Genomic DNA, 16,242 nt, shown 5'->3' with positions numbered 1-16,242 from the left:
AGAAAAAAAGGCAAAAGAAACCCTAGGGTAGCTAGTTATTCACTATCCATTTTTTAAGTTGGCGTTTTTTTATGTTTTAAATGCTTTATAAGCGCATTTTAGCTTATATTAGGTAAAAACCTAGAATTTTATAAAGACATAAGGTGCACATAGTGCAAAAAATTAAACATGAGACGCCAGATTCGTGAGTTTTTTTGTCATTTAATCTGTACAGAGAAGATAAATAAATAGCTTCACTTTCATGATAAGGGGGCTGACGGAGTTTGTCAAGGAAGTTTTTTCGTTTCTATGAGCTACTTGGATGACGAGAAAGGAGCACTTACATATTTATGGCAACCTCTTACCTCCGCTCAAAAAGTTTTTCAATATCACTGAGTTTCATTTCTATATAAGTTGGTCTTCCGTGGTTGCATTGCCCGGAATATGGGGTTTTTTCCATTTGTCTCAGCAGCTCATTCATTTCATCTAACCTCATTTTTCTACCCGCTCTAATTGATCCATGACAAGCGATAGTGGCCAATATTTTGTTCACTTTATCTTCTACTGGCAATGTATCTTCTATTTCCGTTAATCTATCGACTATATTAATTAGCATCTCTTTCACATCTATTGCTCCCAAAATTGCAGGGATTTCTTTTACTATCACTTTATTTTCTGATTTGATCTCAATATCAAAACCCATTTCAAATAACTTATCTTTATAAACTTCAATCATCTCCATTCCGGCTTGATTTTTGATTTCAACCGTTCCAGGAAGAAGTAGTTTTTGTCTTTTTACACTTGATTTTTGTTTTAAGCATTCATATACTAGCCTTTCGTGGGCTGCATGCTGGTCGACTATAATCAATTTGTCTCTTACCTCGGCAATAATGTAAGTATTATAGACCTGACAGCGTGCAAACCCGAGCGGGTGGCTCTCTATCAAATCAACTTGCTCTAACACCTTTTTTTCTAGAACCATAGTCTCCGCTTGTGATGGTAATTTCTGTATGCCGGTATAATCAAACGATTTTGACTGTTCTGATAAGCTTTTTACTCTTTCATTTGGAGAAGCAAATTCTTTTATTAGTTGATTTTCAAAAGGACTTGGCCTTCTTTCATTTTGAACATTAGGTTTATCAAAAGGATCTGGCAATGTTGAATCCATTTTCTGGTCATGCGCTAGAAAGGTGCCTATCCTTCTTGACAATGCTTTAATTAATCCTCTTGTCACTATCTCATATATGAGCTTCTTATTCTGAAACCTTACTTCTGACTTATTTGGATGCACATTTACATCTACTTGATCATAAGGTATCTCTAAATGTAACGCTGCAAAAGGATACCTATCGCTTGGAATAAAATCATGATATGCATACCTAACTGCGCCAATAAGTAGATTATCTTTGATTGGCCTTCCATTAACAAACGTATAGATCTGAGTTGACTTACCACGATTGACGGTCGGTTTACAGATGTGTCCCGTAAGTTTAATGTCGTCTTCTTCTTCATTGATCTCCAAAGAATTGCCCTGAAATTCTTCTTCTACTTCACACAATCTATGAAATAACGAAGTCTGCTTAGCGTATTTTAAGAGCTTTTTATTACCTGAAGTGAGAGTAAACCCTATATGATAGTTAATCATTGCTAGGTTGTTTACAATATCAACAATGCTTTGAGTTTCTGCTCTTTCAGTTTTTAGAAATTTTAGTCTATTTGGAGTGGCAAAAAATAAATCTCGTACTTCAATATGTGTGCCTTGTGATAAAGAGTAAGGAGTTTGCTCCCCTATTTTCTCTCCACCCTCATAACTTATAGACCATGCTTCATTTGCTTCTCTTGCCTTAGACGATAATTTTATCCTACTTACTGCTGCTATTGAAGGCAGAGCTTCTCCTCTAAAGCCAAGATGCTTGATTTCTATCAACTCATTGTCGCTCAATTTTGAAGTAGCATGGCGCATAAACGCAAGTTCTAAATCGTTTTTTTCTACTCCGTTACCATCATCTGTCACAATAATAAGGTTACGCCCACCACTTTCTATTTTGATCTCTATTTCTAAACTTCCAGCATCTATTGCATTTTCCACTAATTCCTTTACTACACTTGCTGGCCTTTCTATCACCTCCCCCGCTGCTATACGGTTTATGGTTTTTGTGTCTAAAAGAATTATTGCCATAGATTTATTATGAAACTGGTTTTTCTTTTACTTCTTTGGTCTGTTTCTCTCTCCACTTTTTTAACCTACCTGCAATTTCACTGTTGGAAATTGACAATATAGATACGGCAGTAATGGCAGCATTATATGCTCCATTTTCTCCTATAGACATGGTTGCAACTGGAACACCCTTTGGCATTTGAACTATAGAGAGTAGACTGTCCAGCCCATTTAATTGTTTACTATGCACAGGAACGCCGATAACTGGTAAACAAGTTAGTGACGCAACCATACCAGGTAAATGAGCTGCACCTCCTGCACCAGCTATAATAACCTTAAAACCTTCTTCTTGTGCAGATTTAGCAAAATTGAAGAGCCTTTCTGGTGTTCTATGTGCAGATATTATGAATATATCATGTGAAACTTCTAATGCTTTTAACATATCAACAGTATGGACCATAGTGGTGTAATCTAACTCACTTCCCATAATAACAGCAACATCTTTTTTTATTTTTGTCATATTCAACACAATTTTACTTACTAACTAAATAATGTTCCAGCTAAAAAGCAACAAATATTTAAATTATATTATAAATATAATATATAGAATTCTCGTTAAAATAGAAATTTTAAAAATTTAAATAAATATTTATATTAAGATATAGAGATATAAACTTCTTATGTAAGATAAATTTATAAAATAATTATTTTTGTATTTCAAGCTTTGTAATCTTAGCTTGTTCTTTCTATAAATGGTTTTTTCAGATAGACTGATGGTAAAATGGTAATTTAAAATTACTAGAAATTTGATAAAAATATTAATATATAATCAACTTAAAGTTTTAAATATTGATATCATATAATTATTGACAAGTTACATGATATTAATATCTTGGTATATTAAATATTATGTTATAATGTTTAATAAAGTTAATTGATATGTGAGTGTAAGAATTATGGAAATAATATCGTTAAATAACTTAGACAGTGCAGGAATAAAAACAAAGTTGCTTTATATAATAAATAAAATTATAGAAAAAAATGCTTGGACTCAGGCTTTTGCAGCTGAGAAACTTGGTATTGATCAGCCAAAGGTATCGCAAATTAAAAATGGTAAAATAGATGGTTTTTCTTTAGAGCGATTGTTAGGATTTCTAAAAAAACTTGATCATGAGATAACAATCACGATGACAGAAAGCCAAGAAATAAAATCTGAGGCAGAAAAAGTAAAACATGAAGTTGAATCGCAATAGATACAAAGTTGACAACTTGTTTTTTGTGATATAGTATAAAACTTATTAAGGTAGTATCTTATGGCTGAGTCTATTGTAGAAAACTGTATAGAACGGGTAAGTAACCGTTTCAAATTGGTTCTGTTGGCAAGTCAAAGAACACATGATTTAAATACAGGGGCAAGTAATCCAATTCAAGCAGCTAAGTTTAAAGGTCATAAAAATACCATAGTTTCCTTACATGAAATAGCAGGAAAACAGGTGGATACTCATGAGCTGTTTAGCCTTTTGGTAGGTAGATGCAAGGAATACATGAAAGGAAATATGAATAATGTTTACAGCAGTAATACAAGTAAGCTAGCGAATTTATTAAATTTTTCTGATAACACAGATCTTGATGCAAGTCAAGAAAGCCAAGATTATGAAGTGGATGGTGAAATAGATGATGAAATAAATGATCAAGATGGCGATGAAGAAGTATCCGTTTAGAAATCTACTGAAGTTACATAGTCTTTAAATGATTTGCATTGCTATCTATACACTGTTGTTCTGTATGAGTGTAATGTTGTGTTGCATAGTGTCTAAGTCAAATGATGTGTACAATAAGGTTTTAGCGTTCAATAATTTCTCAACGCAAGTAGTTGTACTTATAACAGCAATATCAATCATTCTGAATAATTTTTTTTTAATTGATATAGCATTGTTGTATGCTAGCGTTAGCTTTATATCAACTATAGCACTAATGAGATTAATGTTGTTTTGATAATTTATGATAGGATCCATTTTCATATTTTTAGGTATTTGTTTGATAATTATTTCAAATATAGGGGTGATCAGATTTCCTGATTTCTATACTAGGTTACATGCAGCAGGTATTACAGATTCTAGCGGTGCAACGTTATTGTTAATTGGTTTTGCTTTGCAGAATGGATTTTCAATCAATACTGTTAAAATAGTATTATTAATTTTTATAATATGGGTAGCTAACTCAACTAATAGCTATATTTTAGCGCGCACTCATTATAAAGTTAAGAAAAAAACTGTTAAAGAAGGCTAAGGTGTTAGAAATATTAAATGTAGTGTTATTTTTGTTGTTACTAACAGTTACGGTTTTTATAGTTTTCTCGCGACATTTAGTCGTAAGTGCTGTTCTAATGTGTGTATTTAGTTCACTGATTGCGCTTATATACTTAATTATGAATGCACCTGATGTTGCAATTACTGAAGCTTCTGTTGGTGCGGGGCTCAGTACAGTTTTTACGTTTGCAGCACTCTCCTTGATAAAGAATCATAAAGTAAATCTATCTCATAACCCTATAACGCTTTTTTTTATGTTATTTCTGGCTGTATGTTTGTCATATTTTATGATTCAATTGCCAGATTTTGGCAGCCACAATGCTCCGATCCACTTGCATGTTGCTCCTTATTATGTGGAAAATACCGAAAAAGCTACCGGTATTCCTAATATAGTGACAGCTATTTTGGCAAGCTTTCGTGGTTATGACACGTTTGGAGAAACTATAGTAGTTTTTACTGCTGCGCTTTGTATAACGTTGATATTAAAAGAAGAAAAAGAAAATGATTAAAGATCCGATATTAAATGCAGTAACATTTTTGATGATACCTTTTATCATTTTATTTGGTTTATACATACAATTTCACGGTGATTACACTCCGGGTGGAGGTTTTCAAGCAGGAATAATTATTGCCTCCGGGATAATATTATATTCAATGCTATTTGGTGTATCTACAACTCTAAAAGCAATACCTTATTCTGTAATTAGATTGACTAACGTGTTAGGTATTTTAATTTATGGAGGAACGGGCGTTGCAACAACTTTACTTGGCCAAAATTTTTTATCTTATGATATCTTGTTAACCAATAATAGAACCGGTCAAAAATTAGGTATTTTTTTGGTGGAATTAGGTGTAGCATTTACTGTCTGCTCCTCTATGTTAATTATATATATAAATTTTGCTCGTAGGAAAAAACAATGACTTTATATAATTATACGATTATTATTGTATTAATGGTGCTAGGTTTATATATTATTATAAACGATAAAAATTTAATCAAGAAAATGATAGGGGTAAGCGTCTTCCAAGCATCTGTTTTGTTATTTTACATATCTCTAGGATATATAAAAAGTTCCTTGCCTCCTATATTGGTTTCAAATTTTTATTCATATAGCAATCCTATACCCCATGTTTTAATGCTTACTGCTATAGTGGTTGGAATTGCAACATTTTCAGTTGGATTATCCATAGCAGTAAAAATGGAAGAAAAGTATGGAACAATTGATTAAGACAAGTGTACATAAATTAACAGTATCTTAAACTATATGAAGTAACAAATAGCCACAAGTTAAAAGTAAAATTATAGACTTGCTCGTTGTAAGTTTGTTTGTTAATAAGAAATAAAATTATAAACTATAAAGGTAATGATGTCAACTATTAATGATGCAGAAGATAAGAAAAAAATTATCAAAGATCTGGTAACTAAGAGTATAAAAAAGGGTGGTTTTATCACCTTTGATGATATAAATGATAAATTATCAGATGAAAATTTTTCGTCTGACTTTATAGATGATGCTATATCTTTATTGCAGGATTCCGGAATTAATGTGCTTGAAAGTAGCGAAGATGAAGAAGATATTCCTTCCAACAGTGATGATAGTAAACTTGATGATGATGACACATCGCCAAATGTTACTGCAACTTTAGTACAAAATGATGATCCAGTGAGGATTTATTTACAAGACATGAGCTCCGTAAAGCTTTTATCAAGGGCAGATGAAATCGAGATAGCAAAAAAAATTGAATCTGAAAAGCATAACATGTTACGTGCAATAATTGAAACATCAGTAACATTAAAGGTGATAAAAGTATGGCATGATGATTTAAGTAATGGAGCTCTCTTACTGAGAGAAATTATAGATCTGGATGCAATTTATAACTCTGATTTTAATGTGGTACCCAAAGAAGAAAGTGAAGAAAGTGCTGAAGATGTTGAGGATTCTGAGGATGTTTCTGAAGATGCTGAGTACTGTAGTGATGATGAGAAAGATAGTAAAAAAAGTGATGATGAGAAAGACGGTAATAATGAAGATATAAGTTCAGTCAATTTAAATGTTTCTATTCTTGAAATGGAAAGTGACTTATTGCCAAAGGTCATAGTTGCATTGGATGAGGTAATTACTTTAACAAATGAAGCGTTGATATTAAGAAAAAATTCTAAAAATTTCTCTAATGAGCTAGAAAATTCGTATAATCAAATATGGTCTATAGCATTACAAATTAAGTTAAGTGATGCTGCTGTTGCCAGAATTACACAAGAACTTTATAAGATAAATAGATCCGTCACGCTTGAAGAGGCTAATCTTATTGCTGAGGCTAGAAAATACAATATCGATAGAGAAAGTTTCTATAAAGTTTATGATGACGTGCTTTTAAAGCACGAGTTGAAAGAGATAAGTCTTTTAAAGATCAATGAAAATCAGTCCTCTTTTACAGGTGAATTAAAAAACAAATTTTTAAGGTTTATAGACGATAACTCTGAACATATAGCTAGTACCTTGAACGGTATTAAGCAGCATATACAGGAAGATAACGTACAAGAATTTAAGGAGCTAATCAGGAGAATACAAAAACACGAACGAGAAGTCTCTGAAGCAAAGCAAGAGATGATTAAGGCTAACTTAAGGCTAGTAGTTTCCATTGCTAAGAAGTATTCAAAAAGAGGCCTTGATCTGCTTGATTTGATACAAGAAGGCAATATTGGTCTTATGAAGGCCGTGGATAAGTTTGATTACAAACGTGGATATAAATTTTCAACTTATGGCACTTGGTGGGTAAGACAATCAATCACTAGGGCAATACCTGAGCAGTCTAAAGTAGTTAGAATACCAGTTCATATGGTGGAAATTATCAGTAAAATCAACAGAGCATTAAGAAAGATGACTCATGAGATGGGAAGAGAGCCGACGTTAGAGGAATTGAGTGTAGAACTGACAATGCCACTGGAAAGAATACGCAAAGTTATGAAAATAGCAAGGGATCCAGTAAGTCTTGAAGCTCCAACAGGAAAAGATGATAGTAGTACCTTCGGTGATTGTATAGAAGATAAGCGAGTCTCCAGACCAGAGGATGCTGCAATACTTGCTGACTTGCGTGGCATTACAACCAATGTTCTTGCAACTTTAACACCAAAGGAAGAAAGAATTTTAAGAATGCGTTTTGGCCTTGGTAAAGATGGGAAGGAACATACCTTAGAAGAAGTAGGAAAAATTTTTAATGTAACACGTGAGAGAATTAGGCAAATAGAGGCAAAAGCACTGCGCAAGTTGAAACATCCAAGCCGCGCTAGAAAACTTAGAGGGTTCTTTTAAGTATACGTGTCAAGTTAAGAAGAAGCTGATTTTGCCCGGAAAAAGTGGAGAGCAAGTTAGGCCAAAGTTGTATAATTTCACCGCTATTTTTCTTTTTCTATGAATCTAATGAAACAACATGCTAATCTACGGTAAATATTATGACAAACAAAAATGACAATTCTAATTCAAAGTATAGAAATTTTTATGTTCTGGGTGATAGTTTATCCGATAATGGCGCAATCATTGGAATTTTAAATAACTTATCCTTTGCAAAAAGCGTAAAGTTTGATGACCCTTTTTATCAAGGAGGATCTTTTAGCAATGGCCCTACTGCTGTTGAATATATAGCAAAATATTTAGATTTAGATGAATTTAAACCTGGGTGGAGTTATTCATTTTTTGGGAGATGCCACGAACAGCAAGGTCAGAATTACGCAGTTTCATATGCAACAGCATCTGAAATTTTTGACCCTATTTTTTCTTATTTCTTCAATAAATTTCGTTTAGCTAACCAGCTAGATGCGGTAATTAAACATCATCCAGATATAGGTAAAGAAGATTTATTTTGCATCATAATCGGCGGAAATGATGTTATGGTTGCCACTGCTTATGACGATACTAAAGCGGAAGAAGTGTTGGAACAAGCAGTGAGTGAAATATGTAATGCACTTAAGGTTCTAAATGAACATGGTGTTAAGCATGTAGTTGTTGCAAACGCACCTGAAGTTGGCTTAATACCAGCTTTTAATAGAGATGAAGAAGCAAGGGAACTAGCTACAAAGCTCACGGGGAGTTTCAATGCAAAACTGGCTAAAGGCTTAGATTATATGAAGAAAAGTACAAATCTTGAAATAAAAGCATTTGATCTTAACTCTAAAATGAGAAGTATATTTAGCGAATACAAGAGCAAAGGTTTAAATTGTCAAGATGCATGCACATCGAACATTGCAGACCAAGTTGGGAGATTTAAAGAAAATATAAAAATACTCTTAAAGTTGATATTTAAAGGGGAACTTGACGTTCACTATAACCCTGGGTGTAGCAAAGAAACACTAAAGGATTATTTCTTTTTTGATTATTTCCATCCAACTGCGGAACTTCATCATGAAGTTGGTAATGAAGTGTATGAGTTGATTTGACACAGTTTTTTTGAACATATCCTTTTAAATAGTAACCAGACTGCATTCTGTGATTTTTAGCAAAACACGATCTTTCATTTGAGCTTTCTTCAATTTAAAATAAATACAGAAAATTGCTGCCTATAGCTAAACTGATTTAGATTTACTGACAATTTGAAAAACCGTCATCCCGCTACTATATAGTTATTGATATATATTTTCTTTTAAGCTCTTGGTTTTGATCGATAAATGTAATCATTTCATCTTCTAAAGTTTTAATTTGATTACGTAAAATTGCAAGAAGTTCCTCTATTTGTTTGATTATAGATGTATCAGTTACCTGTTGGATTTGGGTTTTTTGTATTTTTGCTATTTCTACAAGTTGGTTTCTACGAGATAATTTTTGTTTCAAGCAATCAATATTACCATTATCAACTGTTAAAGGAGTAACACGCATATCTGTATTATTGATATAACGTGAAATGATACTGCAGTCTATTTTATCAGTTTTTGTAGTAATACCAAGGCTTTTAGCATAGTCTCTAACCCATCTAGGTTGAATGACGTACACCTCAAAACCATTGCTTAGTAAAGTATAGGCATATAATTTTTCGTATCCATCAGTTGCCTCAAGACCAACTTTGGTTACATTATGCAAACGTAAAAAGTCCAGCATTTCATCAATGGATTGTACATTGTTTTCAAATATTTTATAATGCTCAAGTGGGTGAATGTGGAGATCTAATTTACTTTTGCTAACATCAATGCCAGCAATAATGTTTGATGAATTCATAATTCCTCCGTAATAATAACATATACTGCATTTTCCAGCCTTATATACGAGCCTAAAAGCTCAATCAGTTGTTCGGAACTTTCAGTATAATAAACCAGAGAAGAGAACCTTGCTGAACAACGATTCTTATAATCAAGGGGCGTGACGGTTCCTCTTCTCTGTGTGTCTTTAATATCACTACTTTGATATTTATAAAGACTTGTTCTTAACATATAAGGGAAGTGTCCTCTAGGTAAGATTGTGGAGTATTCGTTGTAGCATTTGGCTGTTCAATTACGCTAGTTGATTCTTTAGGTATACTATTTCCTTCAAAATTTCCATCTTTTTATTATGTTCTCTTTAGCATTTTGAGAGTGAATTATTCTAGTTTTGATATTTAAACGTTTTGTATCTGCTGTAATGATTTCACTTCCAATTTGCTATTCTTTACATATTGAATTGCAAGCACTAACGCTTTACTCCCAGAAGCTGTGGTACTGTAAGCTATATTTTGCAAAATAGCAGTTCTCCTGATATCTTTGCTATCTGAGACTGATTTCACACCTTTTGAAGTATTGATCACTAGATTTATTTTTCCATCTTTGAGCATATCAACTATGTGGGGTCTGCCTTCTCTCACTTTATTTACAGTTTGTGCAGCAATGCCATTATTATTCAGATAAGAAGCTGTACCTTTGGTTGCATATATTTCAAAACTCAGTTCTTTCAACATTCGTACAACAGGCAATATATACTCTTTATCATCATCTTTTACTGAAACCAGAGCTGCTCCTTCTGTTGGTAACTTGTATCCCGCAGCCATATGCACTTTTGCAAGTGCAGCTTCGAAAGATGAGTCAATTCCCATCACTTCTCCTGTTGATTTCATTTCAGGACCAAGTAGAATATCAATTCCCGAAAAGCGCGTGAATGGAAAAACAGCAGCTTTAACTGCAAAATGATTGAAAGGCTCGTTTTCCTGATTCAATTTTTTACCCAAAATAACTTGAGTGGCAAGTTTTGCAATAGGGATGTTAATTACTTTGGAAATAAAAGGAACTGTGCGACTAGCCCTTAGATTCACTTCAAGTATGTATACATCACTAGACCTCTTGCATAACTCGATTTCTGAAGGCAATTTTGTCGTCAAAGCTTGTCTGCGCTCCTCAAATACATTCGAGTATTCTGTGGTGCTCATCTGCATTTTTTCTAAAAATTTCTCATCACAAACAGGTTCTGCAAGAGGTCTATTCTCTTGAACAGCAAACTGAATGTTTATCAGACCTTTCACTTCTAGTGCAAGAGCTATTCTTTCAGTTTGTAGCTTAATCTCTTTTATTACTTCGTCACTCAATGTATTTGTCGGTATTGAGCATGTTGAATCACCAGAGTGGATACCAGCTTCTTCAATATGCTCCATGACCGCTGCAATGAAAACTTTTTCCCCATCACATACAGCATCAACGTCAACCTCAACTGCATTGACTAAAAATTTATCAAGAAGCAGCGATCCGTGTTCAAAAATTTTGGTTTGATTCAAGACATACTCTTTGAAGCTCTGAGTATCGTGTCTAATCGACATAGACTGACCGCCAAGGACATATGATGGCCTGACTACTAGTGGAAACCCCACCTTTTCTGCGTTGGTTAACGCTTCTTCTACTGAATGGCAGATAGAATTTTCAGGTTGTTTTAAATTAAGTTGCAAAGCAAGGTTTTTAAACCTCATGCGATCTTCTGCAAGGTCAATAGAATCAAACGAAGTTCCCAGAATTTTGAAACCTCTCTCGTTAAGCACTTTGGCTAACTTTAAAGGTGTTTGACCGCCTATTTGAACTATTACACCAACCAGTGTGCCATTTTCTTGCTCTTTACTTAGTATTTCAAGCACATCCTCTGCAATGAGTGGTGCAAAATATAAACGATCAGCGGTATCGTAGTCAGTTGAGACAGTTTCGGGATTACAGTTGATCATTATTGTTTCATACCCCATTTCTTTGGCGGCAGAAGCTGCATGTACGCATGCATAATCAAACTCAATACCTTGACCAATGCGATTTGGACCACTTCCTAAAATGACAACCTTTTCTCGGTCAGAAATATTCGCCTCACATTCCGTTTTATTTTCAACATCACCCTCATAGCAGCCATACATATAAGCAGTGCTCGATTCAAATTCAGCTGCACAGGTGTCTACGCGTTTATAAACTTGTTTAATGCCAAATTTTTTTCTTATTTCTTCGATTTGTTTTACTCGATCTCCAGCGTGTAACGCTGGCTGGATCCCAGTGTCACGCACTGGGATGACAGAGGTAGGTCTATTACTTAACTTTGCCAACCTTGCATCCGAGAATCCCATCTTTTTTAGTTCTAATATTTCATATGCAGTTTCAGGAAGGCTATTTTCCTTGATTTTTTGTTCAGCTAATATAATTTGCTGTATATTTTGCAGAAACCATAAGTCATATCCTGTAATCGAATTTATTTCTTCTATGCTAATTCCGTGGCGCATTGCGTCAGCAGCAATCAGTAATCTGTTTGGCAGCAATTTTGCTAATTGAGATTTTACGTGATCAATATCAATGTTCTCAGGAAATACTTCATCAAGTCCTGTAAGATCAGTTTCAAGTGAACGGAAAGCTTTCTGTAGTGACTCATTAAAAGTGCGGCCGATTGACATTACCTCTCCCACTGATTTCATGGAAGTTGATAATTCACAATTCGTCCCCTTAAATTTTTCAAACTCAAATCGAGGAATTTTAGTGACGATATAATCAATCACTGGTTCGAATGCTGCTGGTATTATTGGAGCGCAGTCGTTACGTATTTCATCGAGCGAATAGCCAATAGCAAGTTTAGTTACAACTTTTGCAATAGGATAGCCTGTTGCTTTTGAGGCAAGTGCAGAAGAGCGAGAAACCCTTGGATTCATTTCAATTACAACAAGGCTTCCATCTTCTTTAGGATTCACTGCAAACTGAACATTTGCACCACCGGCACTAACATCAATTTCTCTCAGCACTGCTATAGATGCATTTCTCATCTGTTGGTATTCTACGTCACGCAGAGTCAAAGCAGGAGCAACAGTTATGCTATCCCCAGTGTGCACTCCCATTGGATCAACATTTTCTATCGAACAGACTATTATGCAGTTATCTTTACAATCGCGGATAACTTCCATTTCATATTCTTTCCAGCCGATAATTGATTCATCTATCTGAACTTCATTTATTGGCGAAATTTTGAGAGCACTTTCTGCGATATTGAAAAACTCCTCTTTATTATATGCTATGCCACTACCTGCGCCACCAAGAGTGAATGATGAGCGGATAATTGCTGGTAATCCAACGTAATCCAAAGCCTTTTTTATTTGTTCTTGATTTTTTATAATGATACTTTTGGGGTATTTCAGTCCTATTCTATCCATGGACTGACGGAATAACTCTCTATCCTCTGCTTTTTTTATTGCTTCTCTGTTTACCCCTATTAATTCTACGTTGTATTTGTCTAACACTCCATCATCTGCAAGTTTTATTGCGCAATTGAGTGCTGTTTGCCCGCCCATTGTTGGCAATATTGCGTCTGGCCTCTCCTTAATTATAATTTTCTCTATGATTTCAGGCAGTACCGGCTCAATATAAGTTGCATCAGAGAATTCAGGATCTGTCATTATAGTTGCGGGGTTGGAGTTAACCAAAATGACTTTATAACCTTCACTTTTTAATACTTTACAGCTTTGCGTTCCAGAATAATCAAACTCGCATGCCTGACCTATAACTATTGGGCCTGCTCCTATTACTAATATAGATTCTATATCTGTGCGTTTCGGCATAATTACAATAACGGTCTCTATTCAAGTAATGTTACCAATCTTTCCTGTATATGTGAATTTTTATTAAACCTATTAGCTAATTACTTTTAGGCTTGACGCATAACTGTACGAACATTGCAATTTGCGTGGCAGATTCCAGTGCTTGACACACAGCTGTACAAACATTCATTTTTGAAGGTAAATTGCACAGCAAATGATGTCATTCAAGTAGCTGACACTGGTTCCTTTATGACGGCAGTGCCCAGAGGTGTCATCCCAGTGCTTGACACTGGGATCTAGAAAACTTAACTTTAAATAAGTGGCTGCATAATAAAGACTAGATTCCAGACTGGAATGACACCGAAGGGGCTACTTGGATGACACCCTTTTGGATGGAAACCAGTGTCAGCTACTTGCATGACACCCTTCCTAGTGTAATTTATTCGGGAGATTTGCTAAGCGGTAAGATTTTTCCTGATATGCTGCAGTCTTCAGAAGCTAATTCCACAAATTTATCTGTTAGTTTATCAGGTGACACCAATTCAGATCCAGGAAATGCCTGCTCACTACCCACAGGTCCTTCCGTGTATACAGCATTTACACATAATTTTGTATGTTTTGTCTCAGATGCATATATCTGCACCATTATTTCTAGTGCAACTTTACTTGCAGCATACGGCATCCAATATGGATAAGAGGAAGGAGAAAGTGTCACTTCTGAGGTCATGAATATCGCTCTTCCAGCATTAGACTTTTTTAGCATTGGATCTAAGTTTTTTAGTAAGTACCAATTGGCAGTAAAATTTGTATTCATTACGTTCTGTAGCTCTTCAATCTCACAGTCATGAATGGGGTTCAGTTTGCCTAAAATTCCAGCACACGCAACTAATATATCAAGTGCTCCAGATTCTGATAATTTCAGGCTTTCTATCATGTTTGTCAGTATCTTTACATTCTCAAAGTCTAAAAGATCAAGCTGAATTAGTTTCACAGAGCCTTCTTTAAATTCTTCAAGCTCTTCAATTTCATTATATAGTGGCTTGAGATTATCAAGAGATCTTGAAATCAGAATCACACATGCACCTTCTCTTATAAACCTTTTTGCAACAGCAGAGCCTATTCCACCTGAAGCTCCGGTGATTAAAGCTACTTTACCTTCTAACTTACCCATTTCTTTCTCCTTAGCGAGATCCATTGAAATATTTTAGCTGAAAATTGAATTTTGCTCCATATATAAAAATCAAACTTAGCATATAAAAAAATAGTAATGACACTACCACACCACCTAAACTTCCATATATCAAATCCAGTTGGTCAAAGGAAGCTTTTAAGTATTGCTTAAAAGCTGAAGCAGAAATCGTCCAAAGAATAACAGCTACACAAGATCCGGGAAATACGTCTGATAAGTTTTGTTTTATGTTTGGCAACATAAAATATAGCCAAGAGACTATCATAAAAAGTACAAATTCAATAAGTAAATACCTAGTATAACTTAGTCCCTGATAGGAAAAATCAATTAGCATTGGCACTAATGTAGAGAACACTATAGTTAGAGTTATAATAAGCGTGATCACTAAAAATTGTAATATACTGAGTACCCTTCTCCATATATAAGGCGGCGAAACCGGAATTTTATAAGCTTTGTTCAATACTGTTCTTAGCCCTTCAATTGTTGACGAGGCGGCCCAAACAGCACCTACAATTGCTAAAGTTAGTAAGCTTTGCGGCGGGCCTGATATTATCTCCCTAATGCGTGGCATCAAAGATGATAAAATATCCTGTGGCATGTTATCAATGATAAATACCCAGCCAATGTTATACTGGTCTAAGAAACTTGCGAATGTTGACGCCACAGCCATTAAAACGATGAGAAAAGGAAATATTGATAACAGAATTAAAAATGATAAATACCCTGCGTGCTCCACCCCATCGTTATGAATTGTGTCAATCAAAGCGCGGTAAAGGCAATAAACAATACCGTAAAATTTCTGCAGCATGTAATATAAACGAACCAAGAAAAGTATTCTAAATGAAATAAAGGATACTTTTAAGCAAAAAATCCTCACCATTTACTTAAATTTAATCAAAGTGAAGGATAATCCAGCATTAAATAGAAATTATCGGAGGCGTAATGAAAAATTTTCTTCTACTTGTGGCTTTAATTCTCTCCTTTGCATTTGATGCAAATGCTGCAAATACTTTTGTTGATAAAAATGATACAACATCATCAGTGATATGCAAGATAATAGGCTATACTCATGGCATAGGTGGACCAATGATCACAATAGTGATAATTGGTGCAGCGTTGCTTGCAATATTCGGTAGAATGCCGTGGCCAGCGCTTTTTGCACTCGGTGCATTCACTGCTGTGTTTTTTGGCGCTCCTGTAGTCGTTTCAAAAATAACACCAGGAGGTGTGATTTGTAAAGACGGTGCAGTAGCGGATAAGTAATAGAAATTATTGGAGGCACAAACGTAGTTTTCTTTACTTGAAAGTGGTCAAGCTGACCACTTTCAGTGTCTATGAATACCTAATAAATTCTCTTTCTGTAATCATATCAGTTAAAGTTTAGATTCCAGCGTCACGCGCTGGAATGACAAGGCTTATCGTCATGCCGCCGCATACCGTCATACCGCGATTCATTCGCGGTATCTCATCAGCTAACAAGCAGCGGAATAACGGTTGTCGTTTAGCTATGAATATTAAGAAATTTACCAAATGAAAAAAAAGGCAAAAGAAGCCCCGTGGTTGGCTAATTACTTACATTATACTTTCAAGTATGGCGTTTTTTTATTCTAAAC

The 16,242-nt window shown here is 34.7% G+C and carries 19 protein-coding genes; 12 read left to right on the top strand and 7 right to left on the bottom strand.

What is annotated here, in order from left to right:
* Positions 1-340 precede the first annotated feature (340 nt).
* Entirely contained in the window at positions 341-2,158 is a 1,818-nt protein-coding gene (gene mutL, locus BA053_RS01820) for a DNA mismatch repair endonuclease MutL (RefSeq protein WP_065106691.1), read from the bottom strand.
* A gap of 7 nt (positions 2,159-2,165) precedes the next feature.
* Positions 2,166-2,657 carry a 5-(carboxyamino)imidazole ribonucleotide mutase gene (gene purE, locus BA053_RS01815; RefSeq protein ID WP_174525399.1) on the bottom strand — a complete coding sequence of 164 codons (492 nt, stop codon included), beginning with the start codon at positions 2,655-2,657 and terminating at the stop codon, positions 2,166-2,168.
* Between the two features lie 436 nt (positions 2,658-3,093).
* Here purE and BA053_RS01810 point away from each other — a divergent pair, with 436 nt between their 5' ends.
* The 9 genes from BA053_RS01810 to BA053_RS01770 all read left to right on the top strand — a co-directional run bounded on the left by BA053_RS01810 (position 3,094) and on the right by BA053_RS01770 (position 8,878).
* Positions 3,094-3,390 (top strand): helix-turn-helix domain-containing protein, encoded by a 297-nt coding sequence (locus BA053_RS01810; protein WP_010081926.1) that lies wholly within the window; start codon positions 3,094-3,096, stop codon positions 3,388-3,390.
* 60 nt (positions 3,391-3,450) lie between these two features.
* The gene (gene rpoZ / locus BA053_RS01805; RefSeq protein WP_065094470.1) at positions 3,451-3,858 is read left to right on the top strand and encodes a DNA-directed RNA polymerase subunit omega; all 408 of its coding nucleotides are present in this window, start codon (positions 3,451-3,453) and stop codon (positions 3,856-3,858) included.
* A gap of 28 nt (positions 3,859-3,886) precedes the next feature.
* A complete protein-coding gene (locus tag BA053_RS06620; RefSeq protein ID WP_007548527.1) occupies positions 3,887-4,132 on the top strand; it encodes a monovalent cation/H+ antiporter complex subunit F in 246 nt (81 codons plus the stop codon).
* A 6-nt stretch (positions 4,133-4,138) separates the two neighbouring features.
* A complete protein-coding gene (mnhG, locus tag BA053_RS01795) occupies positions 4,139-4,426 on the top strand; it encodes a monovalent cation/H(+) antiporter subunit G (protein WP_006279703.1) in 288 nt (95 codons plus the stop codon).
* A gap of 1 nt (position 4,427) precedes the next feature.
* Entirely contained in the window at positions 4,428-4,955 is a 528-nt protein-coding gene (locus BA053_RS01790) for a DUF4040 domain-containing protein (protein WP_065094471.1), read from the top strand.
* The gene (locus tag BA053_RS01785) at positions 4,948-5,367 is read left to right on the top strand and encodes a Na(+)/H(+) antiporter subunit B (protein ID WP_006279705.1); all 420 of its coding nucleotides are present in this window, start codon (positions 4,948-4,950) and stop codon (positions 5,365-5,367) included. The genes BA053_RS01790 and BA053_RS01785 overlap by 8 nt, the downstream gene beginning before the upstream one ends.
* Positions 5,364-5,675 carry a cation:proton antiporter subunit C gene (locus BA053_RS01780; protein WP_006279706.1) on the top strand — a complete coding sequence of 104 codons (312 nt, stop codon included), beginning with the start codon at positions 5,364-5,366 and terminating at the stop codon, positions 5,673-5,675. The genes BA053_RS01785 and BA053_RS01780 overlap by 4 nt, the downstream gene beginning before the upstream one ends.
* Before the next feature lie 138 nt (positions 5,676-5,813).
* Positions 5,814-7,757 carry an RNA polymerase sigma factor RpoD gene (gene rpoD, locus BA053_RS01775; RefSeq protein ID WP_065106690.1) on the top strand — a complete coding sequence of 648 codons (1,944 nt, stop codon included), beginning with the start codon at positions 5,814-5,816 and terminating at the stop codon, positions 7,755-7,757.
* 140 nt (positions 7,758-7,897) lie between these two features.
* On the top strand, positions 7,898-8,878 hold the full coding sequence (locus tag BA053_RS01770; RefSeq protein WP_065094473.1) for an SGNH/GDSL hydrolase family protein: 981 nt from the start codon (positions 7,898-7,900) through the stop codon (positions 8,876-8,878).
* A 175-nt stretch (positions 8,879-9,053) separates the two neighbouring features.
* Here BA053_RS01770 and BA053_RS01765 read toward each other — a convergent pair whose 3' ends face one another.
* The 3 genes from BA053_RS01765 to carB all read right to left on the bottom strand — a co-directional run bounded on the left by BA053_RS01765 (position 9,054) and on the right by carB (position 13,461).
* The gene (locus tag BA053_RS01765; protein ID WP_245611006.1) at positions 9,054-9,650 is read right to left on the bottom strand and encodes an IS110 family transposase; all 597 of its coding nucleotides are present in this window, start codon (positions 9,648-9,650) and stop codon (positions 9,054-9,056) included.
* Complete coding sequence (locus BA053_RS06615; RefSeq protein ID WP_006279709.1) at positions 9,647-9,862, bottom strand: hypothetical protein; 216 nt, start codon at positions 9,860-9,862, stop codon at positions 9,647-9,649. The genes BA053_RS01765 and BA053_RS06615 overlap by 4 nt, the downstream gene beginning before the upstream one ends.
* Positions 9,863-10,026: 164 nt before the next feature.
* Positions 10,027-13,461: a carbamoyl-phosphate synthase large subunit gene (carB, locus tag BA053_RS01760; RefSeq protein WP_065106689.1), complete on the bottom strand. Its 3,435-nt coding sequence runs from the start codon at positions 13,459-13,461 to the stop codon at positions 10,027-10,029.
* A gap of 138 nt (positions 13,462-13,599) precedes the next feature.
* On the opposite strand from carB, the gene BA053_RS06610 reads away from it, so the two are divergent.
* Positions 13,600-13,740, top strand: a complete 141-nt coding sequence (locus BA053_RS06610; RefSeq protein WP_245611005.1) for a hypothetical protein — start codon at positions 13,600-13,602, stop codon at positions 13,738-13,740.
* A 139-nt stretch (positions 13,741-13,879) separates the two neighbouring features.
* Here the strand turns inward: BA053_RS06610 and BA053_RS01755 are convergent, their stop codons facing one another.
* Together BA053_RS01755 and BA053_RS01750 are read right to left on the bottom strand one after the other, a co-directional pair.
* On the bottom strand, positions 13,880-14,635 hold the full coding sequence (locus BA053_RS01755; RefSeq protein WP_006279711.1) for an SDR family oxidoreductase: 756 nt from the start codon (positions 14,633-14,635) through the stop codon (positions 13,880-13,882).
* Complete coding sequence (locus BA053_RS01750; RefSeq protein WP_065106688.1) at positions 14,622-15,437, bottom strand: YihY/virulence factor BrkB family protein; 816 nt, start codon at positions 15,435-15,437, stop codon at positions 14,622-14,624. Before BA053_RS01750 ends, BA053_RS01755 begins: the two co-directional genes overlap by 14 nt.
* Positions 15,438-15,571: 134 nt before the next feature.
* Between BA053_RS01750 and BA053_RS01745 the strand changes: the two genes are divergently transcribed.
* Complete coding sequence (locus BA053_RS01745; protein WP_015589492.1) at positions 15,572-15,892, top strand: TrbC/VirB2 family protein; 321 nt, start codon at positions 15,572-15,574, stop codon at positions 15,890-15,892.
* A 142-nt stretch (positions 15,893-16,034) separates the two neighbouring features.
* Entirely contained in the window at positions 16,035-16,163 is a 129-nt protein-coding gene (locus BA053_RS08280) for a hypothetical protein (RefSeq protein WP_255356231.1), read from the top strand.
* Positions 16,164-16,242 lie beyond the last annotated feature (79 nt).

Origin of the sequence: Wolbachia endosymbiont of Nomada ferruginata (assembly GCF_001675785.1) — a bacterium.
GTDB classification, from domain to species: Bacteria; Pseudomonadota; Alphaproteobacteria; order Rickettsiales; family Anaplasmataceae; genus Wolbachia; species Wolbachia pipientis.
The sequence above is the reverse complement of the archived record's forward strand: the minus strand, read 5'-3'. Positions and strand labels throughout refer to the sequence as shown.